This window comes from Pseudonocardia cypriaca, assembly GCF_006717045.1.
Lineage (GTDB): Bacteria > Actinomycetota > Actinomycetes > Mycobacteriales > Pseudonocardiaceae > Pseudonocardia > Pseudonocardia cypriaca.
In genome coordinates, this window is sequence record NZ_VFPH01000001.1 from 3,296,915 (window position 1) to 3,321,953 (window position 25,039).

The window sequence follows — 25,039 nt, forward strand, 5'->3', positions numbered from 1 at the left end:
CTACGGCCGCGCCGGTCAGAGGCGGACCGTCGGGTCGGGGAGCGCCGCCCCCTCGCGCGGGGTGGGGCGGTCGAGCGGGTCGTCCGGGTCGACCGGGTCCTCCTGCGCCGCAGCTGCCGTCTCCCCGATCGCCTCCAGCACCGCCCTGGCCACCTGGTTGGCGCTGAGCCGGTCCGTGGCGACCTGCACCGTGGCGACCTCCCGGTACAGCGGCGCACGCGCGTCGAGCAGCGCCTTGAACGTGGCCCGCGGGTTGACGCCCGCGAGCAGCGGGCGCGCCGTGGACATGCCGGTGCGCCGCAGTCCGTCGGCCATCCCGACGCTCAGGTGCACGACCCGGTGGGACCGCAGGAGCGCGCGGGTCTCGGCGGCGAGCACGGCACCGCCACCGAGGGCGAGCACCCCGTCGTGGGTGGCGAGCGCCTCCGCGACGACCTCACGCTCGATGCGCCGGAACCCGTCCTCGCCGTCCTCCAGGAAGAGGTCGGCGATCGACTTGCCGGTGCGCTCCACGATGATCGCGTCCGCGTCGGCGAACGAGACGCCGAGCCGCCGCGCCAGCACGCGGCCCACCGTGGTCTTCCCGGCCCCCGGCGGGCCGACGACGACCAGCGTGGGGCGACTTTCGACAGGCACGCACCCCAGGGTAGTGACCGCGCCCCCACCCCCGATGCGGGGACGTGCACCGCTCCGCGCCCGCGCGTCGATCGGAGATCAGATATGGTGCGCAGGAACCGCATTCCGATGATCGGAGCAGCCGGTGACCCACCGCGAGAGCGATCGGCGCTGCGAGGGCGATCGGTGACTCACCCCGACGACCTGCCCGCGCCGCTCGACGGCCCCCCGCCTGCCCGGGAACAGCTCCCCCTTCCCCGTCGCCGGCGCCAGTCGCACATCGAACCGCAGCTGCGCACGCCCGGAGGCGCCGGCACCGGCACCCCGTTCGCCGCGTTCAGCACCGACGCTGCCCCCGAAGCCACCAGGAACACCTCGACCGAGTGCTGTGAACGATGCGGGCAGGCCGACCGCGCCGGCGCCTTCCACGCCGGGACCCACCGCGGCCGCAGCCCACGCAAACGCGGCGGCCGCTGAGTCAGTCGGTGGGGTCCCCGCCGATCGCGTCGAGGTACCCGCGCAGGTTGCGACGGGTCTCGGCGAGGGAGTCGCCGCCGAACTTCTCCAGCGCGGCGTCGGCCAGGACCAGCGCGACCATCGCCTCGGCCACCACGCCCGCCGCCGGCACGGCGCAGACGTCCGAACGCTGGTGGATCGCCTGGGCCGCCTCGCCGGTGGCCACGTCGACCGTGCGCAGCGCCCGCGGGACCGTGGAGATCGGCTTCATGGCGGCCCGGACCCGCACCGGCTCGCCGTTGGTCATCCCACCCTCGATGCCGCCGGCCCGGTTGGACAGGCGCCGCACCGGGTCTCCGGGCACCATCTCGTCGTGGGCCGCGCTGCCCCGGCGCCGGGCCGTGCGGAACCCGTCGCCGATCTCGACGCCCTTCATCGCCTGGATGCCCATGAGCACCCCGGCCAGCCGCGCGTCGAGCCTGCGGTCGCTCTGCACGTACGAGCCGATCCCGACCGGGAGGCCGTAGGCGATCACCTCGACCACGCCGCCGAGCGTGTCGCCGTCCTTCTGCGCCGCGTCGACCTCCGCGACCATGGCCGCGGTGGCCTCGTCCGTCCAGGCCCGCACCGGGCTCGCGTCCACCCGGTCCAGGTCACCGGGACCAGGGGCCTCCCCCTCCGGTGCCTCCACGGCGCCGAGCTCCACCACGTGCGAGACGATCGACACGTCGAAGGCCTGGGCCAGGAACGCCTTCGCCACGGTGCCCAGCACCACCCGGGCCGCCGTCTCGCGGGCGCTGGCCCGCTCCAGCACCGGCCGGGCGTCGTCGAAGCCGTACTTGGTCATGCCGGCGAGGTCGGCGTGACCGGGACGGGGTCGGGTGAGCGGCGCGTTGCGGGCCCGTGCCGCGATCAGCTCGGGGTCGACCGGGTCGGCCGCCATCACGGTCTCCCACTTCGGCCACTCGGTGTTGCCGATGCGGACCGCGAACGGGCCGCCCTGCGTGAGCCCGTGCCGGACCCCGCCGATGACCTCGAGCTCGTCGGCCTCGAACTTCATCCGGGCACCGCGGCCGTGCCCCAGCCTGCGTCGGGCCAGCTCCGCCGCGATCTCCTTGGTGGTGATCTCGACCCCGGCGACCATGCCTTCCAGCACGGCGACCAGGGCAGGACCGTGGGACTCCCCGGCAGTGATCCAGCGCAGCACGATCGCGATTCTCTCACCTCCCCGCTCCACCGCCGCCCGCGCCCAGAGCCAGCAGGACGACCGTGACGAGCCAGGTGGCCCCGAGCATCGACGGCCCGTGCGGCACGCTCTGCCCCACCGGATCCCCCGCAGGCGCCCGCGGGTTGATCACGAAGGCCACGGCGAGCAGAGCGCTGGCCGCTGCGGCCACCACCGCGCCGAGCGCGAGCGCAGGCCACGCCACCGCCGCCAGTACCGCGCCCAGCGGGGCGGCGAGCTTCACATCACCCGCCCCGACCGCCCTCCGGTCGGCGAGGTGCAGCGCGACGTGCACCGCCGCCGCCACCGCGGCACCTCCCGCTCCCCGGACAACAGCCGCCGAGCCCACCGGCAGCAGGAGCAGCAGCGAGACCGGGAGCGCGGGCACCGTGAGCGCGTTCGGCAACCGCCGGTGCCGCACGTCGACCACGCCTGCGGCGACGGCGAGCCACCCGAGCCCGAGCACGGCGGGCACCCATGTCCCCGGCAGCCGGCCGACCGCCCACGCCGCCCCCGTGGCCGTCCACAGCGCCGCCACCCCCAGCTCGCACCACGGAGGCGGGATCCGCGTGCCGCGGCGCAGCCGCCGAAGCAGCACCCGCGCACCGGCGCCGGCCAGCACGCCGGCGCCACCGAGCATCACGAGCGGAAGCGCGACGCCCACCGGCGCCGTTCCCGCGAGCACCGTTCCCACCAGCGACATCGCCATTGCACTCCCTCCACGTCCGCTCGCCCTCCACGTCCGCTTGCTGCCCCCGATCGTCGGCTCACCGCGGCATCGGTTCGACGAGCACTTCGGATCTGTGGACAGCCGGACCCCGAGGTGGACAACCAGGGCCGGCCGGGCCCGCGGCGGCGCAGACCGTCGGACCCGTGTGCGTCCCGCCGGTGAGACATCGGGTACGGCGACGAGGCAGGATCAGGGGGTGGAGCGGCAGGAGTTGCGGGTGGCGCGCGCGGTCTTCACGGCCGAGGTCGATCACGGCACGGCCGAGCTCGTCGGCGACCCCGACCGCCCCCAGGGCTGGACGCTGCTGCTGGACGGCACCGCGCAGTCGCACGTCGACCTCGACGACCCCACCCACCTCGAGTTCGAGTACGTCCGCCGGCTGGGGCACGTGGCCGACCTCGCGGCCCCGCCCACCCAGCCGCTTCGCACGCTGCACCTCGGCGGCGGGGCCTGGACCCTCGCCCGCTACATCGCCGCCACCCGTCCCGGGTCCCCGCAGCGGGTGGTCGAGCTGGACGGGGGGCTCGTCGACCTGGTCTCCTCCCGGTTGCCCGCCGACGACACCGGCATCGAGGTCACCGTCGGCGACGCGCGGGGCGCGCTCGCCACCGTCGCCGCGGGGTCGGTCGACCTGCTCGTGCTGGACGTGTTCGGCGGCGCCCGCACGCCTGCCCACCTCACCTCGGTGGAGTTCGTGCGCGCCGCAGCGGCCGTTCTGGCCGCGGGCGGGGTCTACGCCGCGAACGTCGCAGACGGCGGGGCGCTCGCCTTCGCGCGCACCCAGGTCGCCGCTGCTGCGGCGGTGTTCACCGAGGTCGCCGTGCTGGCGGTCCCGCAGCTGCTGCACGGACGCCGGTTCGGCAACCTCGTCCTGGTCGCGTCGGATGCCCCGCTGCCGGTGGCCGAGCTCGCGCGCCGGGCCGCGGGCGACGCGTTCCCGGCCCGGGTGCTGGCCGGCGCCGACCTGCGCGGGTTCGCCGGCGGCGCCACCGTGCCCGTGGACGGGGCCACCACGCCGTCGCCGCTGCCCCCGCCCGGCTTCTTCGGCAGGCCGACGGACTGAGGAGCGGTCAGAAGGCGCCGTTCTGCCGGGCCGCGCGCACGTTGGCGCCGTGCTGGTCGAGCGTCTCCGCGAAGCAGGACGTGCCGTCGGTCTGGCACCGCACGAAGTACAGCCACGGTCCCGGTTCGGGTTCCAGGGCCGCGGCGATCGCCTCCCGCCCGGGCGCCGCGATCGGCGTCGGGGGCAGGCCGGCTACCGCGTAACTGTTGTACGGGCCGGGCCGCGCCCGATCCTCCGCGGTGGTGCGCAGCGCCTGCAGGTCGAGCGGGTAGTTCACCATCGAGTCCAGCTCGAGCCTGCGCCCGGCGCCGAGCCGGTTGTAGATCACCCGCGCCACCTTCGGCATGTCCGGGTTGATCGCCTCCTTCTCCACGAGCGAGGCGATCGTGAGCACCTGGTAGGGGTCGGTGCCGATGCTCTGCGCGCCCGCGACCAGGCCGGACGCGGCGAGCCGCTCCCCCGAGGTGGCGAGCAGGCCGCGCAGCACCTCGACGGCGGACGTGCCGGGCGGCACGTCGTAGCGGCCGGGCACGAGCAGGCCTTCCAGCCTGCGTCGCGGCTCGGCGGCGCTCACGCCCTCGAGAGCCCACTCCGGCACGCCGAGGGCGGCGGGATCGGTGTCGGTCATGGCGGAGCGCAGCTCGTCCACCGACACGCACTGCTCCTGCCCGTCCAGGCGGGCGCAGGTGGCATTCGCGATGAGGCTCAGCACGCCGGGCGCGACCGTGCCGTCGGGTGCCCGCGTGTCGTCGAGCTGGACTCCGCCGCGGATGTCGAGCTCGCCGACGCGGGAGGCCGGGTCGAGCAGCATCGCGACGGCCGCGGCGCCCGACATCTGCCGGCGCATCTGGTAGAAGCCCGGCTGCACGGAGCGGATGCGGTCCTCCTCCTGGGCCGCTCGGGTGAACGACTCGGGCGCGGCCACCACGCCGTTCTGCGCGAGGACGGTGCCGATCTGCCTGGTGGAGTCGCCGTCCTCCACCTCGATCACGAGGTCGCCGGAGCCGGAGCCCTCGAAGTCGGGGACGGTGAACCAGGTGAAGAACGTGTACACACCGCCCGCCGCGATCCCCCCGAGCAGGAGGAGCGCGAGCACGAGCACCGCGGCGCGCCTGCCCTTCTTCCGGGGTTTCTTCCCGGGCACCCGATCGGGCTCCGCAGCACGCGCGGTGGGTTCGTCGTCGTCGACGGGCGGCGCGGGATCGTGTCGCCGGCCGGCCGTCGTCCGTGGACCGGACTCGGGCGGCCCCTGCCGTGGAGCGGGCTCCGGCGGCCCCTGCCGCCGAGCGGGATCGGGCGGACCGTGCCGTGGCGGCTCGGGTGGCCCCTGTCGTGGAGCGGCGGGCTCGGGCGGAGCCGCGCGCCGGCCGGAGGGCGGTCCCGTGACGGGAACCGGCTCGGTGGGGGCGCCGGACTCCGCGGGCGGTGGGGGACGCAGTGCCTGCCCCGAGCCGATCCGCGGGAGCGGCCTTCCCTGGAGGTGGGGTGGCGGGCCCGGACGGAGCCCGGGTCGCTCGCCGACACCCGGGGGGCGGGGCGGCCGTCTGGGGTCCCATCCGTCCGGGTTCACGACACCGGAGAGTAGCCATCGGTTGAACGCGGCCGCATCGGCGGGTCGGCCGGATGGCGCCGACCGCGCCTCCGACCAGGGGCGATCAGCGGCGCCGGCGCGCGTCCAGCCAACCCTGCAGGATCGCGACGGCCGCGGCCTGGTCCACGACGGCGCGCTGCTTGCGGCCCTTCACGCCGCGCTCGCGCAGCTGCCGGGTGGCCACGACGGTGGTGAGCCGCTCGTCGGACAGCTCGACGGGCACGTCGAGGACACCGCTGAGCGCGTCGGCGAAGGCACGGGCCGTCTCCGCGGCCGGGCCGTCCCTCCCCGCGAGCGTCCGGGGCAGCCCGACGACGACCCCGACCGCCTCGTGCTCGGCCACGAGCCCGGCGATCGCCCGCAGGTCCGACCCGCCGTCGGCGTCGCGCGGGACCGTGACGAGCGGCGTGGCCAGCACGCCGTCCGGGTCGCAGACCGCGACCCCGACCCGGACGGCGCCGACGTCGATCCCCAGACGCCTCCCCCGCGTCACCCGCGGAGAGCGCCGCGCAGCGCGCCGACCGCGTCGGGGATGCCGGCCGGGTTCGTCCCGCCGCCCTGGGCGAGGTCGGGCTTGCCGCCGCCGCGCCCCCCGACGGCCGGGGCGAACGCCGGGATCAGCTTCCCGGCGGCGAGCCCGCGGTCGCGGGCGGCGGCCGTGGTGGCGACCACGAACGACACCTTGCCCCCGTCGGCGGAGAAGAGCGCCACGACACCGGGCCGCGCGCCCAGCCGGCCGCGGACGTCGGAGGCGAGCGCCCGCAGGTCGTTGCCGTTCACCCCCTCCGGGGCGGCGACGGCGACGAGCGCGACCCCGTCGACGTCCTCAGCACCGTCGGCGAGCGCGCCCGCCGAGGCGAGCACGGCGTCGGCGCGGACCTTCTCCAGCTCCCGTTCGGCCTGCCGCAGCCGCTCCACGACGCCGCCGATGCGCTCGGGCAGCTCCTCGGGCCGGGCCTTGAACTGCTCGGCCAGCTGGGAGACCAGCACGTGCTCCTTGGCGAGGAACCGGAACGCGTCGAGCCCGACGAGGGCCTCGACGCGCCGCACGCCGGACCCGATCGAGGCTTCCGACAGCAGCTTCACGAGGCCGAGCTGGCCGGAGCGGTGCACGTGCGTGCCGCCGCAGAGCTCCCGGGAGTAGTCGCCGATCTCGACGATGCGCACCTTGTCGCCGTACTTCTCGCCGAAGAGCGCGAGCGCACCGAGCTTGCGGGCCTCGTCCTGGGAGGTCACGAACCAGCGGACCTCCTCGTCGTTCTGCAGGACGGCGTTGACCTCGTCCTCGACGTCGGTGAGCACGGACGTCGGCACGGCCCCGCCGGGAGAGGTGAAGTCGAACCGCAGCCGGCCGGGGGCGTTGAGCGAACCCGCCTGGGCGGCGGCGTCGCCGAGGTGCTTGCGCATGCCGGCGTGCACGAGGTGGGTGGCCGAGTGCGACCGCGACACCGCGGCCCGCCTGCCGGTGTCGACCTCGGCCTGGACTCCTGCGTCCACCTGGGCCTCGCCCGCGGTCACCGTGCCGCGGTGCACGATCAGCCCGGCCACGGGCGACTGGACGTCCTCGACGTCGACGGTGAACCCGTCGCCGCGGATCCAGCCGGTGTCGGCGAGCTGCCCACCGCCCTCGGCGTAGAACGGGGTGCGGTCGAGCACGACCTCAACCTTGGTTCCCGCGCCCGCGGCGGGCACACCGGCGCCGTCGACGACGAGCCCGACGACACGGGCCTCGGCGGCGAGGTCGGTGTAGCCGAGGAACTCGCTGCCACCGGCCGTGTCGAGCACCGCGCGGTACACCGAGGCGTCGCCGTGGCCCACCTTGTGCTTGGCGGCGTCGGCCTTGGCCCGGGCCCGCTGCTCCTCCATCAGGGAGCGGAAGCCCTGCTCGTCGACGGTGAGGCCCGCCTCCGACGCCATCTCGAGCGTGAGGTCGATCGGGAAGCCGTACGTGTCGTGCAGCTGGAACGCCTTGTCACCGGCCAGCCGGCTGCCACCCGCCTGCTTGGTGGCCGCGACGGCGGTGTCGAAGATCCGCGACCCCGCGGTGAGCGTGGCGAGGAAGGCCTCCTCCTCGGCCCGCACCACGGCCGAGATCCGCTCGAAGTCGGTGACCAGCTCGGGGTAGGACGGGGCCATCGCGTCGCGCACCACCTCGGCGAACGAGCCGAGCACCGGCTCGTGCACGCCGAGCAGCCGGGCCGAGCGCACGATGCGCCGCAGCAGCCTGCGCAGCACGTAGCCGCGGCCCTCGTTGGACGGGGTGACACCGTCCCCGATGATCATCACGCCGGAGCGGGCGTGGTCGGCGATCACGCGGAACCGGACGTCGTCGTCGTGGTTAGCGCCGTAGCGGCGTCCGGAGAACTCCTCGGCGCGGGCGATCACCGGCCGGACCAGATCGGTCTCGTAGACGTTGTCGACGCCCTGCAGCAGGTAGGCCACCCGCTCGATGCCCATGCCGGTGTCGATGTTCTTCTTCGGCAGGCTGCCGATCGGCGGGTGCCCCTTCTTCGGCGAGAGCTCACCGCGCTCGTCCTGCATGAAGACGAGGTTCCAGATCTCGAGGTAGCGGTCCTCGTCGGCGACGGGGCCACCCTCGCGGCCGTGCTCGGGCCCGCGGTCGAAGTAGATCTCCGAGCACGGGCCGCCTGGGCCGGGCACGCCCATGTCCCAGTAGTTGTCGTCGCCGCCGCGGCGCTGGATCCGCTCCTCGGGCAGCCCGGCGATGCGCCGCCACAGCGCGATCGCCTCGTCGTCGTCCTGGTAGACGGTGACCCAGATGCGGTCCGGGTCGAAGCCGTAGCCGCCCGTGTCCTGGCTGCCGGTGACCAGGTTCCAGGCGTGCTCGATCGCGCCTTCCTTGAAGTAGTCGCCGAAGGAGAAGTTCCCGGCCATCTGGAAGAACGTGTTGTGGCGGGTGGTCTTGCCGACCTCGTCGATGTCGCCGGTGCGCACGCACTTCTGGATCGAGGTGGCCCGCGGGTACGGCGGCGGGACCTGCCCGAGGAAGTACGGCTTGAACTGCACCATGCCCGCGTTGACGAAGAGCAGGTTCGGGTCGTCGAGGATCAGCGAGGCGCTCGGTACGCGGGTGTGGCCGGCGTTGACGAAGTGCTCGGTGAACCGACGGGTGATCTCGTGGGTCTGCACGGTTGGCTTCCAAGGGTCGAACGGGAGGCAGGCGTCGGAGAAGGCGGCGCGGCTCAGTCTCCCGCAGCGAACGGGACGTGGGACGGCAGGGGGACGCGCCGGGGAACCGGCGCCGTCAGGCCCCTGCCCTGCGCGCTCGCGCGCGGGGGGCCGGCCGCCGTGCATCGGCGGGCTCGGGGTCGGCGAACGCGTCGCTCATCGCGGGGAGAGGTGCTCCCGTGCGGCGCTCCACCAGGTCGGCGAGCTCCCGCTCCCGCTCCGTCATCCCGGCGCGTACCTCGGCGCCGAACGCACCAAGACCGGCGCCCAGCTCACGCAGGCCGTCGGCGAGGTTGGCGCCCACCCCGGCCGGGGTGAGGGCGTGGGCCGCCTCGGACGCCCGCCGCGTGGCGTACACGCCCACGGCGAGCCCCAGCCCCAACCAGAAGAGCCGCTTCACCGCCGACGCCCCCTCCGCCGGGAGTGGGCACCGGCGTCGCGCCCGGCGCGCCGGGCCTTGATCGCCTTGTTCAGGCCGTAGCTGAAGGCGGCGGCGCGCACCAGCGGGCCGCCGAGGGTGGCGGTGAACAGCGACGTGAGCACCGAGACGTTGCTCGACACCGTGCGCGCGCTCGAGGTGATCCCGTCGACCCGCTCCAGCTGCGTGTTCACCTGGTGCAGCGTGGTCTGCGCATCACGCAGGATCGGGTCGCCGCCCTCGTGGGCCTTGCGGATGGCGATGGTGGCCTCGTCGAGCGTGCGGCCGAGCTTCAGCAGCGGGACGGCCAGCAGCAGCACGAGGACCACGAAGGCCCCCGCGGCGATGAGCGCCGCGATCTGGCCAGCCGACACGAAGCCTCCCCGGATCCCGGGCGGCGCAACCTGATCGCCGCTCTTGATCTCCTCAGGTTACTCCCCGGCCGCATCCCGTCACCGTCAGGGCTCGCCGGTGGATCCGGCCGATGACCCGGTGTTTTCTAGATGACGCGGTGTTCTCTACTCGTCGTCGTCCTGGTCGTCCGCGAGTACGGCACCCGCCGGCACGATCTTGCGGCGAAGCCGGTTGAGCGCCCTGTGCTGGGTGACGCGGACGGCGCCCGGGGTGGATCCGACCGCCTGCGCGGTCTCCTCGGCCGAGAGCCCGACGGCGATGCGCAGCACGAGCACCTCGCGCTGCCGCGGCGTGAGCAGGTGCAGCAGCGCCCCGAGCCGTTCTGTGAGCTCCGCCTGGAGGAGCTGGTACTCCGGGCCGTCGTGCGCGAGCGGCGTGTCCGGGATGTCCGCCACGGGCTCGGACCGGTTGCGCCCGATCGCCCGGAACGCGTCGGTGACCTTGTGCGCCGCGATCCCGTACACGAACGCGCGGAACGACAGCCCGCGCAACGTGTAACCGGGCAGCGCGTTGACGACCGCGAGGCAGACCTCCTGCGCCACGTCGTCGGCCGAGCCCATCAACGTCTCCTGGCGACCCAGCCGGGCCCGGCAGTACCGCAGCACCAGCGGGTGGATCTCGGCGAGCAGCCGCTCCCGTGCGCGTGGTTCGCCTTCGACCGCGGCCCGCAACAGGCCCTCCATGATCGACGGCTCTGGTTCGGGTGCGGCGGCGGTGTCCGCCGGTGCCGGATCCAGCAGCGCGGGGTCCGGCAACGGCGCCACGGACACGCCCGTAGCCGGATCGGTGACGGCTACACGGCCGACCGGCCCGACGGTGGAGACGGCCACCGCCGCGGGCGCGCTCATCGCGTCACTGCCGTGGACAGCTGGGCCGCGGACAGGTGGGCCGTGGACAGCTGGAAGGTGCCGGACACTGCCCCGAGGCGCCGGCGGAAATGGTCTGGCAGAAGATCAGTCGCGAACATCGGGTTCCCCTCCCCTGCGCCGACGGAGCCATCGCCGGCGGCTGCGCGCCCTCCCGTCGAACGGACGGCGCGTACTGCGATCGTGCTGAGCCGTGCTCGGTGTTACTGCGGTGCCGCTTTCGCGGAGCCTTCGTGCTGATCCACGCTGTGGAGGAGCGACCGGAGCGCTCGGTGATACCTGCTTCAGTCCCCCGACTTGCAGGTGCCCGAACCGGGTCCCCTCCGCTGGCTCGATCGCCGCCGTGCCCTGCGGTGATCGAGGTCGTTCGACGTTCAAGCAGGGAGTTTGGGTCTCGCCCAAGTTGGAGTCAAGAGCAGTTCGACCCGCAAGCGGTTACGCTGCGCTCAATGGCAGCCTCCGACCCCGCTGAAGCGGACGATCCGCGCGCCCGGGCGGCCCGGACCAAGCGTGACCGAACGCGACGGGCGCTGCTCGATGCCGCTGATGCGACCTTCGGCAGCCGCGGATGGGCCGACACCCGCATGGAGGACGTGGCGGCCGCCGCGGGCGTCAGCGCCGCCACGGCCTACAACCACTTCCCGTCGAAGCACGTGCTCGTGGGCTGGGTGTACCGGCCGCTGATCCTCCCGCTCGTCTGGGAGGCGGAACGCGACATCGCGGCAGGTCGCCCCGTCGTGGATGCGCTGATCGACCAGGTCACGGCCCTTGCCCGCATCAGCCATCGATACCGCAGGCTCACCGCGTCCTTCTGGTCGGCGGTGGAGGAGTACACGATCAAGGTCAGCGGCCCACCGGACCCCGACAACGACGGCGATCCGCGCACGCTCGCGCCCGTGCCGACGCCTCTGCGGACGCTCGTCGAACACGGCCAGCGCACGGACGAGCTACGCCCGTTCCCGAGCGCGCTCGACGTCAGCGGGATGATCGTCAACCTGCTGCTGCTGCGCAGCATCAACCGGCCGGACGAGCCCGCGGAGCACACCGCGGAGCTGTTGCTCACCGCGCTGTTCGGGATGCTCCGCCCCGAGCTGCTCGCGAACACCGCTGCGGACGAACGTCCGTTCCGCCGAACGGGCTAGACCGGGCAGCACGGACCACCCGGCGACCGTTAACGGATCGTGACCGGGGCGGGCAGGACCGAGTCAGGCGCGGTTGCGCTTTCGGCCGGTGACCTGGTTGTAGACGACGAGCACGATCACCGCTCCGATGATCGACCCGATCCAGCCCGCGGGCTGGAACCCCCGCAGACCGACGGTCAGCAGCCCGAAGATCAGCCCGCCGACCACGGACCCGACGACGCCGAGAATGATCGTGCGCAGGATGCCGATGTCGTCCTTGCCGGGCACGATCGCGCGGGCGATGAAGCCCGCGACCAACCCGAAGACGATCCAGCCCACTACCGTCCAGAACATCCCGGAGCTCCCCTCTCGGCTACTACGCGGGCGAGCCTACTCCCGGAAGATCACCGACCGGCGAGCTCGGCCAGCGAACGGGCGAGCGCGTCCACCGCGAAGCCGATCTCGTCCTCGGTGACGACGAGGGGCGGGGAGAAGCGCACGGTCGAGCCGTGGGTGTCCTTCACCAGCACCCCGCGCCGGGCGAGCGCCTCGCTCACGGCGCGTCCGCTGCCCAGGCGCGGGTCGACGTCGACCCCCGCCCACAGGCCGGCGCCGCGCACCGCGACGACGCCGTGGCCGACGAGCTCGGCCAGCCTCGCCTGCAGCACCGCACCGAGCCGCCGTGCGGCGGCGAGCACGCCGTGCGGCCCGCCGTCGGCGAGCAGGCCGAGCACGGCCCGGCCGACCGCGCACGCGAGGGGGTTGCCGCCGAACGTGCTGCCGTGCTGGCCGGGCCGCAGCACGCCGAGCACCTCGTCGTCGGCCACCACGGCCGACAACGGCAGGATCCCGCCGCCGAGCGCCTTGCCGAGCAGGTACACGTCCGCGTCGGTGCCGGCGCCTCGTGTCGCGAGGACGTGGCCGGTGCGGCCGAGCCCGGACTGCACCTCGTCGGCGACGAACAGCACGCGGGCGGCGTCGCAGATCGCGCGCACCCCGGCCAGGTAGTCGGCGGGCGGGACGACCACGCCCGCCTCGCCCTGCACAGGCTCGACCAGCACCGCAACGGTGTCCGGGGTGACCGCCGCGGCGAGCGCGTCCAGGTCGCCGTACGGCACCACGTCGAAGCCGGGGGTGAACGGGCCGAACCCCCCGCGGGCGTCCGGGTCGGTCGAGAAGCCCACGATGCTGATCGTGCGGCCGTGGAAGCCGCCTGCGGCCACGATGATCCGGGCCCGGTCCTCCCGCACGCCCTTGACCTCGTACCCCCACTTGCGCGCGACCTTCAGCCCGCTCTCGACGGCCTCCGCGCCGGTGTTCATCGGCAGGACCCGCTGCTTGCCGACGAGCGCGGAGAGCTCGGCGCAGAAGGGGCCGAGCTGGTCGTTCCCGAACGCGCGGCTGGTGAGCGTGAGCCGGTCGAGCTGGCGGTGCGCCGCCGCGACGAGCTCGGGGTGGCGGTGGCCGAAGTTGAGGGCGGAGTAGCCGGCGAGGCAGTCGAGGTAGTGGCGACCCTCGACGTCGGTGACCCACGCGCCGGTGCCCTCCACCACCACGACCGGCAGGGGGTGGTAGTTGTGCGCGGAGTGTTCGTGCACGAGCTCCTCGTGCATCTCGGTCGCCGACTGCATGAGCGTCATGAGCGCACCTCCAGCGTGCAGCACTTCGGTCCGCCGCCCCCTTTGAGCAGCTCGGACAGGTCGACGGGCACCGGCGTGTACCCACGCTCGGCGAGGGCAGCGGCCAGGCCGACGGCCTGCGCGGGGAGCACGACGTGCCGGCCGTCGCTCACGGCGTTCAGGCCGAGCACGGCGGCGTCGGCCGGGTCGGCGACGACGGCGTCCGGGAACCGGGCCCGCAGCACGTCCTGGGACTCCGGGGCGAACGCGGCGGGCAGCCAGGCGATCGTCGAGTCGTCGAGCACGGCGACGGCGGTGTCGAGGTGGTAGAAGCGCGGGTCGACCAGCGTGAGGGGAACGACCTCCCGGCCGAGCACGGCTGCGGCCTCGGCGTGGGCCAGCGGATCGGTGCGGAACCCGTGCCCCGCCAGCACGACGTCCCCGACGGCCAGGAGGTCGCCCTCGCCCTCGTTCACGAACTCCGGCTCCACCACCGGGAAGCCCGCTGCGGTGAACCAGGCGCGATGGGCGGCCGCCTCGGCCGCGCGCTCGGCGTGCCGGAACCGCGCGCCGAGCACCATCCCGCCGACGACGGTGGCCCCGTTGGCGGCGTACACCATGTCGGGCAGCCCGGGAACGGGGTCGATCAGGTCGACGCGGTGGCCCAGGTCGAGGTAGGTCCGGCGCAGCGCGTCCCACTGGGCGAGGGCGCGCTCGCGGTCGACGGGCTCACCGGGCCGCATCCACGGGTTGATGGCGTAGCGGACCTCGAAGTGTTCGGGACGGCACATGACGTAGTGCCGGGGGCGGGCGATCGGTTCGGTGGCCGCAACCGGCCTCGGCAGGACGCTGGTCACGGTGATCACGGTAGGAACGCCCGGCCCGCGCGACAATCGCGATGTCCTGCCATCTCGCGCACGATCGTTGCGTGTTCACCGCCGAACGCGCTCGGTTCGAGCGCAATCGCCCGGCCGAGGGATCACGGCAGGGCGGCCGGTAGACCGAACGCCCTGACCTGCTCGTGACCGAGGAACGAGGTGACCCCCGCGACCCGGTCACCGCGCAACGTGAGGACGTTGACCGCCCACGCGAGGTGCGCGCCCGCCGCGTCGTCCCAGAGGTAGCAGGCCACCGCGGGCTGACCGTTGGCGCCCGTGGGCAGGTGCCGCCACGCCCCGCAGGAACCCAGCGGCACGTGCACCGCCCAGTCCATGACGGCGGGCAGGCCCTGGTACCAGTGCGGCAGCGGCGGCATCGTCCAGGTGACGTCCTCCGTGAGCAGCGCGACGAGGCCGTCGGTGTCGCGGCGCTCCAGCGCCCCTGAGAAGCCGGTGACGATCTCGCGCAGCCGCGCGTCGTCCAGCTCCCGCAGCGTCTGCTGCTGCGTGCGGGGCGGGACCTTCTCCGCGACGACCGCGCGGGCGCGCTGGAGCGCGCTGTTCACCGAGGCCCGCGACGTGCGCATCATCTCGGCGATCTCCGCGGCCGAGAAGCCGAGGACGTCGAACAGCAGCAGCGCCGCCCGCTGGTTGCCGGGCAGGTGCTGGCACGCCGCGACGAAGGCCAGCTCCACCGCCTCGCGCTGCTCGTAGCGCACGTCGGCCAGCATCGAGTCCGGGTACGGCTCGAGCCACGCGACGTCGGTGCGCGGCACGGAGTCGGCCACGACGTGATCGCTCGCCGGACCGAGGTCGACCGGCGTCGCGCGACGGCCCCGGCGACGCGCAGCGTCGAGGCAGGCGTGGGTGACCACCGAGTAGAGCCACGAGCGCAGCGAGCTGCGGCCCTCGAAGGTGGGCAGCGCCTTCCACGCACGCACCAGCCCGTCCTGCAGGGCGTCCTCCGCGTCGTGGACCGAGCCGAGCATCCGGTAGCAGTGGGCGTGCAGCTCCCGGCGCAGCGGTGCGACGAGCCGGGTGAACGCGGCGTCGTCGCCTTCGCGGGCCCGGGCCAGGTCGTCGGTCGCCGTCGACGCACGTTGCTCGCTCACACCGCCGATTGTCGCCTCCCGCACCGACGTCGATGCTCACACCGCCTGCGCCCGGCTACCGGTTGTGCGAGCGGTAACAGCATCGCTACGTGGAGCGAGCCCGCTGCTGCCCACTTCCCCGCGGGCCCTCCCCCTCCGACGCCGCAGGAAGCTGACGAATGACGGCGGTGGTCCGCGGGCGTCGAGCCCGCGTCGCCGGAGTGCGGCCGCCGGCCCGAACACGGGGTACGCGGGACAGCCAGCAGCGCAGAACGCTTGCGCACGACGTGACGACACTCTCCTCACTGTTCGCCCCGGTCACGGTCGTCGGGGCATTGCTGCTGTACATCGGCTGGGTGCGCACGAGGGCCTTCTTCACGTATTTCGGGATCGACCCGGGAATGCTCGGCTTCGGGCCCCAGGGCTACATCCTGCGAAGCGGCCAGGTGGGGCTGGGCGCAGTGGTGATCCTCGCGATCGTCGCCGGCGTACTCATCGCACTCGACCGGGCCGTCACGGCGCTGCTCGGGCTCGGTGGAGCATCGAGTGGCTGGATACCGGCAGGTCTGGCGATCGTCGGGGCGGGTTGCGTCCTGATCGGCTTGTTCCAGGTGCTGGACCACGCCCGCGTCGCCGCCGCGCCCCCGGATGCGTGGATCGTTCTGGCCGCCGGTGGCGCGCTCGTCCTCCTGCGTTTCGGCTCGGCCACCTTCACACGATCCGGAGTGCTCGGCGCAGCCACCAACGTCTTCGGTCTCATCGTCATCGGCCTGGCCGTTTTCTCGCTGGCCAACACCTATGCCCAGGACATCGGTCGCAAGGGCGCGGCGGCGATCGACCAGGATCCCAGTGGCCTCGCCGTGGTGACGATCTTCAGCGGCACGCCACTCGACCTGTCCGGCGCGAACGTCGCCGCGAGCCGGACGGAGACGCCCGAGGGCAAGTGGGCCTACCGCTACAGCGGCGCACAGTTGCTCACCTACGCCAACGACAGATGGTTCCTTCTCGTCTCGCCGGCCAGCCCTGACTACCACTCACGCGTGGTCATCCTCTCCAATGCGGAGGGCATGCACGTCGAGACCGCCGTACCGCGCAAGTAGCCGGGGCCGCCGCGTTCCGCGGAACGCGATCCAGCTCCTGCGGGACAGGAACTGTCGGACCCGGATGCCACCCTGAGAGTCGAACATCAGTTCGACCCCAGGAGGGTTTCCGTGTCGGTCATCCCGCTCCCCACCCCACTGCACACCATGCCACTCCCCGACCTGGAATCAGAACTACTCGGGCTGGCCGGACACCTCGCCGCCGCACAATGCCGCTTCCTGCAACTGCTGGCCGAGTTCGACCACCGCAACGGCTGGACCGGCGACGGCATCCGCTCCTGCGCCCACTGGCTGTCCTGGCGAGCCGGCATGAGCCTGCGCACCGCCGTCGAACACCTGCGCGTGGCCCACGCCCTGCGGAACCTGCCGCAAATCACCGAGGCCTTCGCCGCCGGCCGGGTGTCCTACTCGAAGGTCCGGGCGATCACCCGGATCACCGGCTCCGACACCGCGACCCTGACCCGGATCGCCGCCGCGGCCTCGGATCTGCACCACACCTCCGTCACCGACCCGGCCACCGCCGAACAAGTACTGCTCAACATCGCCCTGCACGGCACCGCCAGCCACGTGGAGAGGGTCGTGCGGGCGGTGCGACGCCGCCACACCCCACCCGAAGACCTCGCCGCCCGCCGATCCCTGACCTGGCACTGGGACGAGGACGGCTCACTGATCCTGCGCGCCCGGTTGACCCCCGACGCCGGCGCCACCCTGATCGCCGCCATCCAGGCCCTCGCGCCGCCGAGCCCCCCGCCACGCCATCCCAGCCAACCTGCACCGAAAGACCTGGACCAGCAGGCCCGCGAACACGAACCCGGCCCAGCAGCGGACCGAGTGGCCGCCCGCCGGGCCGATGCCCTGCTCACCCTGGTCAGCCGGACCGCAAATGAGGAGTCGGGGCCGGCGGTTCAGCGCGGACCGGCGCAGGTGATCGTGCACCTCGACGCCAGCACCGGCGCAGCACGCCTACAGGGCGGCCCGGAGGTGCCCGCCTCCACCGCGGAACGCCTCGCCTGCGATGCCCGCGTGCAGGTCCTGCTGAACGACCGCACGGGCAACCGGATGTACCTGGGCCGCTCCCGGCGCCTGGCCACCCCAGCCCAGATCGCCGCCCTCACCGTTCGGGACGGCGAGGGATGCCAGTTCCCCGGCTGCACCCACACCCGCCACCTGCACGCCCACCACATCCAGCACTGGCTGCACGGCGGCCGCACCGATGCCGACAACCTGCTCCTGATCTGCACCTTCCACCACACCCTGATCCACGACCACAGCTACCGGATCCGGCGCTCGACCGGGCGGTGGGAGTTCCTACGCCCAAACGGCACCGCCATACCCACGCACACCACACCGCTGACCGGCAACACCGAAGACCTGATCGAAATGAACACCCGAGCCCGACTACGCATCAACCGCACCACACTCACCCCGAACTGGTACGGCGAGCGCCTCGACCTCGAACCGATCCTCGACGCGCTGCTGCCGCACTGGATCAAGACCGCAGCCTGAAGGCAGAGCGTTCCGCGGAACGCACCCGACAGGACTCGAAGACCAAACTGCGAAGGGGGAACGCGACCACAGGACAGTCGCGCAGGCACCCGGCAGAGACGGTCTCGTCGGAAACGGCGTGCCCCCAAGCCGGGAACGGCCACCAGAGCAACCACAATATTCGGCTGTTGTGCCAACCCCGCCGCCCACCAGACTCGCGGAATCGACGCAAACCGGAGGACACACCACGAGGCAAGGGCACGTCCCGACCTCCGGGAGGCCCGAGCCGGGAACGGCGCGCCCACGCAAGGTCTCTAACCATCCAGCCGGAACCGGCGCGCGCCGTCCCCGCGCTCGGAGCCGTCCCACCGGTAGCGCAGCAGTGTGAACGTCTCCCCCGCCGGCTCGTCGGACTCCGGCAGCGCCATCAAGCCCGAGGTCGCGATGGGGTCGTCGTCCGGCACGCGGAACTCGCGGCCGTCCGCGGCTCCACCGATCAGGACGACCAGGACGCTCATGCACCGAGCGTCCCACGCCGGTGGCGACGGTCAGTGCGGCGGCGGGGTGGACGCGCGGCGCAGCAGCGGGGAGAGCACCAGCACCGACTTGGTCCTCGCGACGAACGGTTGGGCGCCGATCTGCTCGAGCACCTGCTCGAAGTGGCGCATGTCGGTGGCGAGGATCCGCAGCACCGCGTCGGCGTCACCCGAGACGGTGCTGGCGTCGACGACCTCGGGGAACCGGTCGACGGCCGCCCGGATCACGCCGGGCGCGGTGGAGTTGCGGCAGTACAGCTCGACGTAGCCCTCGACCGTCCAGCCCAGCGCGCCCGGGTCGAGGCGCACGGTGAAACCGGTGATCGCGCCGCCCGCCCGTAGCCGGTCGACGCGACGTTTCACCGCCGATGCCGACAGGCCGATCCGTTCCCCCAGCTCCGCGTAGCTGCGGCGGGCGTCCTCGACCAGCAGCGCGATGATGTCCTCGTCCAGACGGTCCAGCTGCACCAGCCCATCGTGCCCCGCGGATCCGGGCCGGACGCGGCAGGATGTGGCGCATGTACCGGGTGGATTCCGAGGTGGGCGTCCTGCGCGAGGTGATCCTGCACCGGCCGGGTCTCGAGCTGAAGCGGCTCACGCCGGGCAACAAGGACCGGCTGCTGTTCGACGACGTCCTGTGGGTCGCCCGAGCCCAGGAGGAGCACGACCGGTTCGCCGCGTTGCTGCGGGACCGGGGCGTCACCGTGTACCTGTTCGGGGAGCTCCTGCGCACGACGCTGGAGATCCCGGAGGCGCACAAGTACGTGCTGGACCGGATCTTCGACGACCGCGTGTACGGGCCACTCGCCATCGACGCGCTGCGCAACTGCTTCGACGCGATGGACCCGGACACGCTCACCGACCACCTGGTCGGCGGCATCACGAAGCGGGAGGTCCTGGACCGGATCCCGGAGCCGCGGTCGATCGCCTTCCACGTGCTCGACCCCGACGACTTCGTGCTCGAGCCGCTGCCCAACCACCTGTACACCCGCGACACGTCGGCGTGGCTCTACGGCGGCGTCTCGATCAACAGCATGCGCAAGAAGGCCCGCATGCGCGAGACGGTGCACTACGAGGCCGTCTACCGCTGGCACCCGTACTTCGCGGGCGCCGGCTACGCGGTCTGGTCCGCCGGTGCGGTCAACGGGCCGGCCACCACCGAGGGCGGCGACATGCTCGTGCTCGGGGACGGCGCAGTGCTGATCGGCCTGTCCGAGCGCACCACCCCGCAGGGCGTGGAACGGCTGGCGCGCCAGCTCTTCGCCGGCGGCGAGGTGGACCGGATCGTCGCGTTGCGGATGCCGCAGGCCCGCGCGTTCATGCACCTCGACACGGTGCTGACGATGGTCGACCCGGAGACGTTCACGCAGTACGCCGGGCTCGGGATGCTGCCCGCGTACACGATCCGGCCCGGCGACACGGAGAAGGAGCTGGACCTGGTCGACCACCCGCCCGAGGACATGCACCGCGCCATCGCCGACGCGCTCGGGCTGCCGGCGATCCGCGTGCTCACCCCGGTGCAGGACGTGCACGCCGCGGAGCGCGAGCAGTGGGACGACGGCTGCAACACCCTCGCGATCGCGCCCGGAGTGGTCGTGACCTACGAGCGCACCGTCACCACCAACCGATTCCTGCGCCGCAACGGCATCGAGGTGCTCGACATCCCGGGCGGCGAGCTCGGCCGGGGCCGCGGCGGGCCGCGGTGCATGAGCTGCCCGGTCCTGCGCGACGCGGCGTGAGGCCGGCCGACGTCACCGCAGGCGTCCCCCTGCTCGACGGCTCGCTCCACGTCGACCTCGCCACCCGCCGCCGCTACGCCTTTGATGCCGGCCGGATCAGCACCGGCGTGCCGGCCGCGGTCCTGCGTCCCGGCTCGGCGGCCGACGTGGCCCGCATGGTCGCGCACTGCCGGCGCCACAACGTCCCGGTCGCGGCCCGCGGGCTGGGGAACACCACCGGCGGGCAGTCGCTCGTGCCCGGCGGGGTCGTGGTGGACACCGCGACGTTGACGGGCGTCCGCGCGATCGGCCCTGATCGGGCGACGGTCGGGGCCGGCACCACCTGGCTCGAGCTGGCCCGCGCCGCCGCCACGCACGGCCTCGCGATCCCGGCCGCCACCGGATACCTGGCCCTCACCGTCGGCGGCACCCTGTCCGTGGGCGGTGTCCCGCCTGCCGTCGCGGCCGGAGCCCAGGTCGACCACGTCCGCGAGCTGGAGGTCGTCACCGGCGACGGCGAGCTGCGCCGCTGCTCGCCCACGGTGGACGGTGAGCTGTTCGAGGCCGTGCTCGCCGGGCTCGGCCAGTTCGGGATCATCACCGAGGCCACGGTGGGCCTGGTGCCCGCGCCGGCGACGGTGCGGGGCTGGTCACTCCCCCACACCCGTCTGCCCGCGCTCCTCACCGACCTGCGCGCGCTGGCGCGGGGCGGCGAGGCCACCGAGGTCTTCGGCGACTGGTGGCGGCCGGGCGAGGTCGGCGAGGTGCACCACCTGAACGCCTTCGCCTTCGACGGCGTCCTCGACCCTCCGGCCGGAGCCGAGGTTCGGGAAGTCGAGTACCTGGAGCACGTCACGCGCATCGACGAGGCCGTGGCCCGCCTGCGCACCGCCATCGGCTGGGACGCGCTACCCAAGCCGTGGCTGACGGTGTGGCTGCCCGACTCGCGGGTCGAGGAGGTCGTCGGCGCGACGCTCGCCGAGCTGGGCCCGGCCGACGTGGGCGTGGGCGGGTTCGTGCTGCTCTACACCCACCACCGGGCCGCGCTCACCCGCCCGTCGCTGCGGCTGCCGGATCCGGACGGGAGCGACCTCGTCCACCTGTTCACCGTGATGACTGCCGGCCCGCCGAACGCGGACGCCGGCTTCGCCGCGGCGATGCTGGAGCGCAACCGCCGGCTGCTCGACCGAGCCCTCGCCGCAGGCGGTGCGCGCTACCCGATCGGCACCGTGCCGAGCGACGCCACCGACTGGCCCGCCCACTACGGCGACCGGTGGCCGCACCTCGTCGCGCTGAAGCGCCGCTACGACCCGGCCGGGATCCTCACCCCGGGCAGCGTGGGGTGGCCGCCGCTCCCCTCCGGCGGCTCGCCGGCCCCCGAGTGAGGCGTCGCCGCGGGTGAATTCCCGGCGACGCGCCGAACGGTTCGCTATGGTCATTAGGTGACTTCCGTCGCGGAACAAACTCCGCCCTCCGTCGACTGGAGCGAACTCGACGGCAGCCACCAGCGCGTCGCCGTCGAGGTGCTGCGGTTCGGCCCGCTGCCGCGCGCGCAGCTGGCCCGCAGGCTCGGCCTGTCCCCCGGCTCCCTCACCCGCCTCACCCGCCCGCTGGTGGACGCGGGGCTGCTCGTCGAGGGCGGCCCGGACAACGGAGCCGACCAGGCGGTGCGCACCGGCCGGCCGTCGCTGCCGCTGGACGTGGGGCCCTCCCCGCGCCGCTTCGTCGGCATGAAGATCACCGGGGACACGCTGTTCGCCGTGGTCACCGACCTGCGCGCGAACGTCCTCGCCGAGCACACCCGCCCGCTGCCCGGCACCGATCCGGCGGCCGTGGCCGGTGCCGCCGCCGACGTCGCCCGGTTGCTGCAGGCCGAGCACCCCGGTGTCGCGGGCCTCGGCGTGGGGATCGGCGGGTTCGTGGTCGAGCGGCGCGACGTCGCGCGCGCCCACTTCCTCGGCTGGCACGAGCGGGTCCCGCTGGCCGGCCTGCTGCACGAGGCCACCGGCCTGCCCGCCGTCGTCGACAACGACGTGAGGGCGCTCACCGCGGCCGAGCACTGGTTCGGGGCCGGCCGCGGCCTGCAGTCGCTGCTCGTGATCACGATCGGCGCGGGCGTCGGGTGCGGGATCGTCGTGCACGACCTGGTGGTCGAGGGGGCGCACGGCGGCGGTGGGTCGATCGGGCACCGCCCGGTGGTGAGCTCGGTGGTCTGCGAGGACGGGCACCGCGGCTGTGCGCAGGGGCTCGTCTCCTCCCGCGCGATCTCCGGAGCCGTCGCGCAGGCGCTCGGCCGTCCGGTGACCTACGCCGAGGCGATCGGGCTCGCGGCGGACGGCCACGGCGCGGCCCGCCGGGTCGTCGACGAGGCCGCGGGGGCGCTGGGCGTGCTCGTGGCCGACATCGCCAACCTCATCGACCCCGAGCTCGTGATCCTCACCGGCGACGGCATCGGCCTCGCCGACGTCGCCCGTCCTGCGCTGGACGCCGCGTTGGAGGAGAACCGGAAGGCCCCGCTCGCCCCGGTGCGGCTGGACGTGCGGCCGTTCCCGTTCACCGAGTGGGCGCGCGGGGCCGCGGCCGTGGCCGTGCAGGAGCACGTGCTGGGCCGCGCCACCACGGCCGTCAGCCCTGCGTGAACAGGGCGTTGACCTCCTCGTTGGCCGCGGTGAGCGACGACACGTCGGCGCTGCCGCCCATCACCCGCTCCGTCGCGGCCTCCATGATCGAGTCGACGTCGGCGGCGTGGTGCGCGGCCGGGAAGGGGAACGCCGTGCCCTCGCGCAGGTGCCGGGTGAACGGGGTGATGTCGAGGCCCTGCGCGCCGATCGCGGCCTCGGCCACGGGCACCACGGACGCGACGGCGGGCACGACCACCCCGCCCTGCGCCACCACCGACTGGCACTCCGGCGATGCGAGGTACCGCACCCACTTCCAGGCGGCGCCCTTGTTCGGCGAGCCGGCCGCGATCGAGTCGGCGAGCGAGTTGGTCATCGCGGCCCGGAATCCTCGTGGCCCGATCGGCGTGGGTGCCGTGGCCAACTCGATGCCGCCGAGCTTCGCGAAAGTGCTGATGTTCCACGAGCCCTCGGTGACCAGCGCGACCCGGCCGGCCTGCATGAGCTGCGAGGGCTCGTTGCCGACCGCCTGCTCGACCGGTGGCATGTAGCCCTTGTCGATGAGGCTGCGCCACCAGGCGATCGTGTCCTGGAAGCGGGGGTCGTCGTAGTTGAAGCGGGTGCCCCACAGCGGCTTCTCGGTGTGGCTCCAGCCGAGCGTCGCTGTGAGGAACGACCACTGCGTCTGCCCCGACCCACCGCCGGGCGGGTAGGTGATCCCCAGCCCGTACGTGGCGACGTTGCGCGGGTCGAAGCCCGGCTCGTCGCCACGCACCCCGTTGACGTCGACGGACAACCGCGCGAGCACGTCCTCGTAGGTGCCGCCGTCCTGGGGGTTCCAGGTCAGGTTCTGCATCTGCTCCGGCGTGATGCCGGCGTCCTGGGCCATCGTCGCGTTGTAGAAGAGGCCGACCGCGTCGAAGTCCTTCGGCAGGCCGTAGCGCTTGCCGTCGTCGCCGACCCACAGGTCGCCGGTGCCCTCGACAAACTGCGACAGGTCGGGCCCGTCGCGCGCGATCAGCTCGTCGAGCGGCTCGATGAGCCCCCGGGAGGTGTAGTCGCCGTACTTGGACGTGTGGTTGACGAACACGTCCGGTGCGGAGTTCGCGACGAACGAGGTGAGCATCCGCCCCCAGTAGTAGTCCCAGCCGACCTGCTCGATCGCGATGTCGATGTCCGGGTTGGAGGCCTCGAAGTCGGTGGCGCACTGCTGGTAGGCGGGCAGCTGGTTGGCGTCCCACATCCAGTAGGTCACCTCGCCGGTGTCGTCCCACCCCCCGGACTCGGCGGGCGGGCGCTCCACGGTGCAGGCCGGCAGGAGCGCAACGAGGACGGCGGTCGCGATGACGGTGAGCCTGCGCATCATTTGATCCCCGAGAAGCCGATGGAGTCGACGATCTTGCGTCCGAAGGCGATGAAAAGCAGGAGCACCGGGAGCGCGGCGATCAGCGTGGCCGCCATCAGACCGGGCCAGTCGAGGCTGCCCTGCGGGGTCTGGGAGCGGAACACGCCGAGCGCCACCGTCAGGGTGCGGACGCTGCGCTCGCTGCCCACCAGCAGCGGCCAGAAGTACTCGTTCCACGCCTGCACGTACTGCAGCAGGGCGAGGGTGGTGATCGGGCCCCAGCTCATCGGGACGATGAGCTGGAAGAACGTGCGGACGTGGCCCGCACCGTCCAGCCGGGCCGCCTCCTCGATCTCGCGGGAGATGCCGAGGAAGAACTGCCGGAGGAAGAACACGGCGAACGGGGTCATGAAGAAGAACGGCAGCACGAGCGCGGCGTAGGTGTTGATCAGGCCCAGGTCGCGCATCAGCAGGAAGTTGGGCAGCTGCGTGAAGATCGGCGGCACCATCAGCGCCGTCAGCAGCACGAAGAACACCGCATCGCGCCCCGGCCAGCGCATGCGGGCGAACGCGTAGGCGGCGAGCGCGCCGAAGAAGACCTGCCCGGCCGTGATCAGCGACGCCACCAGCACCGAGTTGCGCAGGTAGACCCAGAAGTCGACGGCGGACCCGGTGCCGCCCTCTGCCTGCGCCTCCTCCAGGGTGGCGAGCCCGAGCACGCGCCGGAACGCGCCCCAGGTGAAGTCCACCGGCAGCCACGAGGTGCCGGCCGTGGCGAGCGTGGTGCCGTTGGAGAGCGCGGTGCGCAGCATCCAGTAGAACGGGAACAGCGTGATCGCGATGATCGCGATCAGGCACGCCCACGCCAGCACGCGGCCGGGTGTCAGGCCGCCCGCCTCCTGGCCCGGCGTGCTGCTGGTCGGAGCGACTGCGGTGTCGACGGTGACCATGGTGGCGCTCC

At 73.4% G+C, this 25,039-nt stretch carries 25 protein-coding genes; 8 read left to right on the forward strand and 17 right to left on the reverse strand.

Going from position 1 to position 25,039, the window contains the following annotated elements; all coding sequences use genetic code 11:
* Positions 1-15: 15 nt before the first annotated feature.
* Complete coding sequence (locus tag FB388_RS15695; protein ID WP_425468543.1) at positions 16-636, reverse strand: shikimate kinase; 621 nt, start codon at positions 634-636, stop codon at positions 16-18.
* Between the two features lie 165 nt (positions 637-801).
* On the opposite strand from FB388_RS15695, the gene FB388_RS15700 reads away from it, so the two are divergent.
* Positions 802-1,092: a hypothetical protein gene (locus FB388_RS15700; protein WP_142101614.1), complete on the forward strand. Its 291-nt coding sequence runs from the start codon at positions 802-804 to the stop codon at positions 1,090-1,092.
* A gap of 1 nt (position 1,093) precedes the next feature.
* On the opposite strand, the gene aroC is transcribed toward FB388_RS15700, so the two are convergent.
* Positions 1,094-2,278, reverse strand: a complete 1,185-nt coding sequence (aroC, locus tag FB388_RS15705; protein ID WP_142101616.1) for a chorismate synthase — start codon at positions 2,276-2,278, stop codon at positions 1,094-1,096.
* Between the two features lie 13 nt (positions 2,279-2,291).
* Positions 2,292-2,999 (reverse strand): prepilin peptidase, encoded by a 708-nt coding sequence (locus tag FB388_RS15710; RefSeq protein WP_246121955.1) that lies wholly within the window; start codon positions 2,997-2,999, stop codon positions 2,292-2,294.
* A 223-nt stretch (positions 3,000-3,222) separates the two neighbouring features.
* On the opposite strand from FB388_RS15710, the gene FB388_RS15715 reads away from it, so the two are divergent.
* Complete coding sequence (locus FB388_RS15715) at positions 3,223-4,089, forward strand: spermidine synthase (RefSeq protein ID WP_170225625.1); 867 nt, start codon at positions 3,223-3,225, stop codon at positions 4,087-4,089.
* 7 nt (positions 4,090-4,096) lie between these two features.
* Here FB388_RS15715 and FB388_RS15720 read toward each other — a convergent pair whose 3' ends face one another.
* From FB388_RS15720 to shbA, 6 genes are all read right to left on the reverse strand, one after another.
* Complete coding sequence (locus FB388_RS15720) at positions 4,097-5,233, reverse strand: endolytic transglycosylase MltG (protein WP_142101618.1); 1,137 nt, start codon at positions 5,231-5,233, stop codon at positions 4,097-4,099.
* A 511-nt stretch (positions 5,234-5,744) separates the two neighbouring features.
* Positions 5,745-6,173 carry a Holliday junction resolvase RuvX gene (gene ruvX, locus FB388_RS15725; RefSeq protein ID WP_142101620.1) on the reverse strand — a complete coding sequence of 143 codons (429 nt, stop codon included), beginning with the start codon at positions 6,171-6,173 and terminating at the stop codon, positions 5,745-5,747.
* Positions 6,170-8,830: an alanine--tRNA ligase gene (alaS, locus tag FB388_RS15730; RefSeq protein ID WP_142101621.1), complete on the reverse strand. Its 2,661-nt coding sequence runs from the start codon at positions 8,828-8,830 to the stop codon at positions 6,170-6,172. The genes ruvX and alaS overlap by 4 nt, the downstream gene beginning before the upstream one ends.
* A 115-nt stretch (positions 8,831-8,945) precedes the next feature.
* Positions 8,946-9,269 (reverse strand): hypothetical protein, encoded by a 324-nt coding sequence (locus FB388_RS15735; protein WP_142101623.1) that lies wholly within the window; start codon positions 9,267-9,269, stop codon positions 8,946-8,948.
* Positions 9,266-9,661 carry a DUF948 domain-containing protein gene (locus FB388_RS15740; protein ID WP_142101625.1) on the reverse strand — a complete coding sequence of 132 codons (396 nt, stop codon included), beginning with the start codon at positions 9,659-9,661 and terminating at the stop codon, positions 9,266-9,268. The genes FB388_RS15735 and FB388_RS15740 overlap by 4 nt, the downstream gene beginning before the upstream one ends.
* Before the next feature lie 144 nt (positions 9,662-9,805).
* Entirely contained in the window at positions 9,806-10,384 is a 579-nt protein-coding gene (shbA, locus tag FB388_RS15745) for an RNA polymerase sigma factor ShbA (RefSeq protein WP_142103186.1), read from the reverse strand.
* 632 nt (positions 10,385-11,016) lie between these two features.
* Here shbA and FB388_RS39430 point away from each other — a divergent pair.
* Positions 11,017-11,709, forward strand: a complete 693-nt coding sequence (locus FB388_RS39430) for a TetR/AcrR family transcriptional regulator (protein WP_170225626.1) — start codon at positions 11,017-11,019, stop codon at positions 11,707-11,709.
* Between the two features lie 63 nt (positions 11,710-11,772).
* Here FB388_RS39430 and FB388_RS15755 read toward each other — a convergent pair whose 3' ends face one another.
* From FB388_RS15755 to FB388_RS15770, 4 genes are all read right to left on the reverse strand, one after another.
* Complete coding sequence (locus FB388_RS15755) at positions 11,773-12,042, reverse strand: GlsB/YeaQ/YmgE family stress response membrane protein (protein WP_142101629.1); 270 nt, start codon at positions 12,040-12,042, stop codon at positions 11,773-11,775.
* 50 nt (positions 12,043-12,092) lie between these two features.
* The gene (gene rocD, locus FB388_RS15760; protein WP_142101631.1) at positions 12,093-13,328 is read right to left on the reverse strand and encodes an ornithine--oxo-acid transaminase; all 1,236 of its coding nucleotides are present in this window, start codon (positions 13,326-13,328) and stop codon (positions 12,093-12,095) included.
* Entirely contained in the window at positions 13,325-14,170 is an 846-nt protein-coding gene (gene ddaH / locus FB388_RS15765) for a dimethylargininase (protein ID WP_425468562.1), read from the reverse strand. Before ddaH ends, rocD begins: the two co-directional genes overlap by 4 nt.
* Before the next feature lie 116 nt (positions 14,171-14,286).
* Entirely contained in the window at positions 14,287-15,297 is a 1,011-nt protein-coding gene (locus FB388_RS15770) for a sigma-70 family RNA polymerase sigma factor (RefSeq protein WP_142101633.1), read from the reverse strand.
* Positions 15,298-15,455: 158 nt separating this feature from the next.
* Between FB388_RS15770 and FB388_RS15775 the strand changes: the two genes are divergently transcribed.
* A complete protein-coding gene (locus FB388_RS15775) occupies positions 15,456-16,376 on the forward strand; it encodes a hypothetical protein (protein ID WP_142101635.1) in 921 nt (306 codons plus the stop codon).
* A 111-nt stretch (positions 16,377-16,487) separates the two neighbouring features.
* Positions 16,488-17,882 (forward strand): HNH endonuclease signature motif containing protein, encoded by a 1,395-nt coding sequence (locus FB388_RS15780; protein ID WP_142101637.1) that lies wholly within the window; start codon positions 16,488-16,490, stop codon positions 17,880-17,882.
* A 293-nt stretch (positions 17,883-18,175) separates the two neighbouring features.
* Here FB388_RS15780 and FB388_RS15785 read toward each other — a convergent pair whose 3' ends face one another.
* Together FB388_RS15785 and FB388_RS15790 are read right to left on the reverse strand one after the other, a co-directional pair.
* Positions 18,176-18,379 carry a hypothetical protein gene (locus FB388_RS15785; protein WP_142101639.1) on the reverse strand — a complete coding sequence of 68 codons (204 nt, stop codon included), beginning with the start codon at positions 18,377-18,379 and terminating at the stop codon, positions 18,176-18,178.
* 30 nt (positions 18,380-18,409) lie between these two features.
* Positions 18,410-18,865 carry an Lrp/AsnC family transcriptional regulator gene (locus FB388_RS15790; protein WP_142101641.1) on the reverse strand — a complete coding sequence of 152 codons (456 nt, stop codon included), beginning with the start codon at positions 18,863-18,865 and terminating at the stop codon, positions 18,410-18,412.
* Between the two features lie 50 nt (positions 18,866-18,915).
* Here FB388_RS15790 and FB388_RS15795 point away from each other — a divergent pair, with 50 nt between their 5' ends.
* From FB388_RS15795 to FB388_RS15805, 3 genes are read left to right on the forward strand one after another with little or no spacing between them, the layout of a single operon-like run.
* Positions 18,916-20,136 (forward strand): arginine deiminase, encoded by a 1,221-nt coding sequence (locus FB388_RS15795; RefSeq protein WP_142101643.1) that lies wholly within the window; start codon positions 18,916-18,918, stop codon positions 20,134-20,136.
* Complete coding sequence (locus FB388_RS15800; protein ID WP_142101645.1) at positions 20,133-21,500, forward strand: FAD-binding protein; 1,368 nt, start codon at positions 20,133-20,135, stop codon at positions 21,498-21,500. The genes FB388_RS15795 and FB388_RS15800 overlap by 4 nt, the downstream gene beginning before the upstream one ends.
* 57 nt (positions 21,501-21,557) lie before the next feature.
* A complete protein-coding gene (locus tag FB388_RS15805; protein ID WP_142101647.1) occupies positions 21,558-22,754 on the forward strand; it encodes an ROK family transcriptional regulator in 1,197 nt (398 codons plus the stop codon).
* Here the strand turns inward: FB388_RS15805 and FB388_RS15810 are convergent.
* Together FB388_RS15810 and FB388_RS15815 are read right to left on the reverse strand one after the other, a co-directional pair.
* Positions 22,741-24,096, reverse strand: coding sequence for an ABC transporter substrate-binding protein (locus FB388_RS15810; RefSeq protein ID WP_211361935.1), 1,356 nt, complete (start codon positions 24,094-24,096; stop codon positions 22,741-22,743). The two genes, FB388_RS15805 and FB388_RS15810, sit on opposite strands and share 14 nt — an antisense overlap.
* On the reverse strand, positions 24,096-25,028 hold the full coding sequence (locus tag FB388_RS15815; protein WP_142101651.1) for a carbohydrate ABC transporter permease: 933 nt from the start codon (positions 25,026-25,028) through the stop codon (positions 24,096-24,098). The genes FB388_RS15810 and FB388_RS15815 overlap by 1 nt, the downstream gene beginning before the upstream one ends.
* Positions 25,029-25,039 lie beyond the last annotated feature (11 nt).

Coding starts and splice junctions, on each gene's coding strand:
- FB388_RS15710 (WP_246121955.1), bottom strand. CDS start 2,999: ATGTCGCTGGTGGGAACGGTGCTCGCGGGAACGGCGCCGGTGGGCGTC.
- shbA (WP_142103186.1), bottom strand. CDS start 10,384: ATGGAGGGCCTGTTGCGGGCCGCGGTCGAAGGCGAACCACGCGCACGG.
- FB388_RS39430 (WP_170225626.1), top strand. CDS start 11,017: ATGGCAGCCTCCGACCCCGCTGAAGCGGACGATCCGCGCGCCCGGGCG.
- FB388_RS15755 (WP_142101629.1), bottom strand. CDS start 12,042: ATGTTCTGGACGGTAGTGGGCTGGATCGTCTTCGGGTTGGTCGCGGGC.
- rocD (WP_142101631.1), bottom strand. CDS start 13,328: ATGACGCTCATGCAGTCGGCGACCGAGATGCACGAGGAGCTCGTGCAC.
- FB388_RS15775 (WP_142101635.1), top strand. CDS start 15,456: ATGACGGCGGTGGTCCGCGGGCGTCGAGCCCGCGTCGCCGGAGTGCGG.
- FB388_RS15785 (WP_142101639.1), bottom strand. CDS start 18,379: ATGAGCGTCCTGGTCGTCCTGATCGGTGGAGCCGCGGACGGCCGCGAG.
- FB388_RS15795 (WP_142101643.1), top strand. CDS start 18,916: ATGTACCGGGTGGATTCCGAGGTGGGCGTCCTGCGCGAGGTGATCCTG.
- FB388_RS15810 (WP_211361935.1), bottom strand. CDS start 24,096: ATGCGCAGGCTCACCGTCATCGCGACCGCCGTCCTCGTTGCGCTCCTG.
- FB388_RS15815 (WP_142101651.1), bottom strand. CDS start 25,028: ATGGTCACCGTCGACACCGCAGTCGCTCCGACCAGCAGCACGCCGGGC.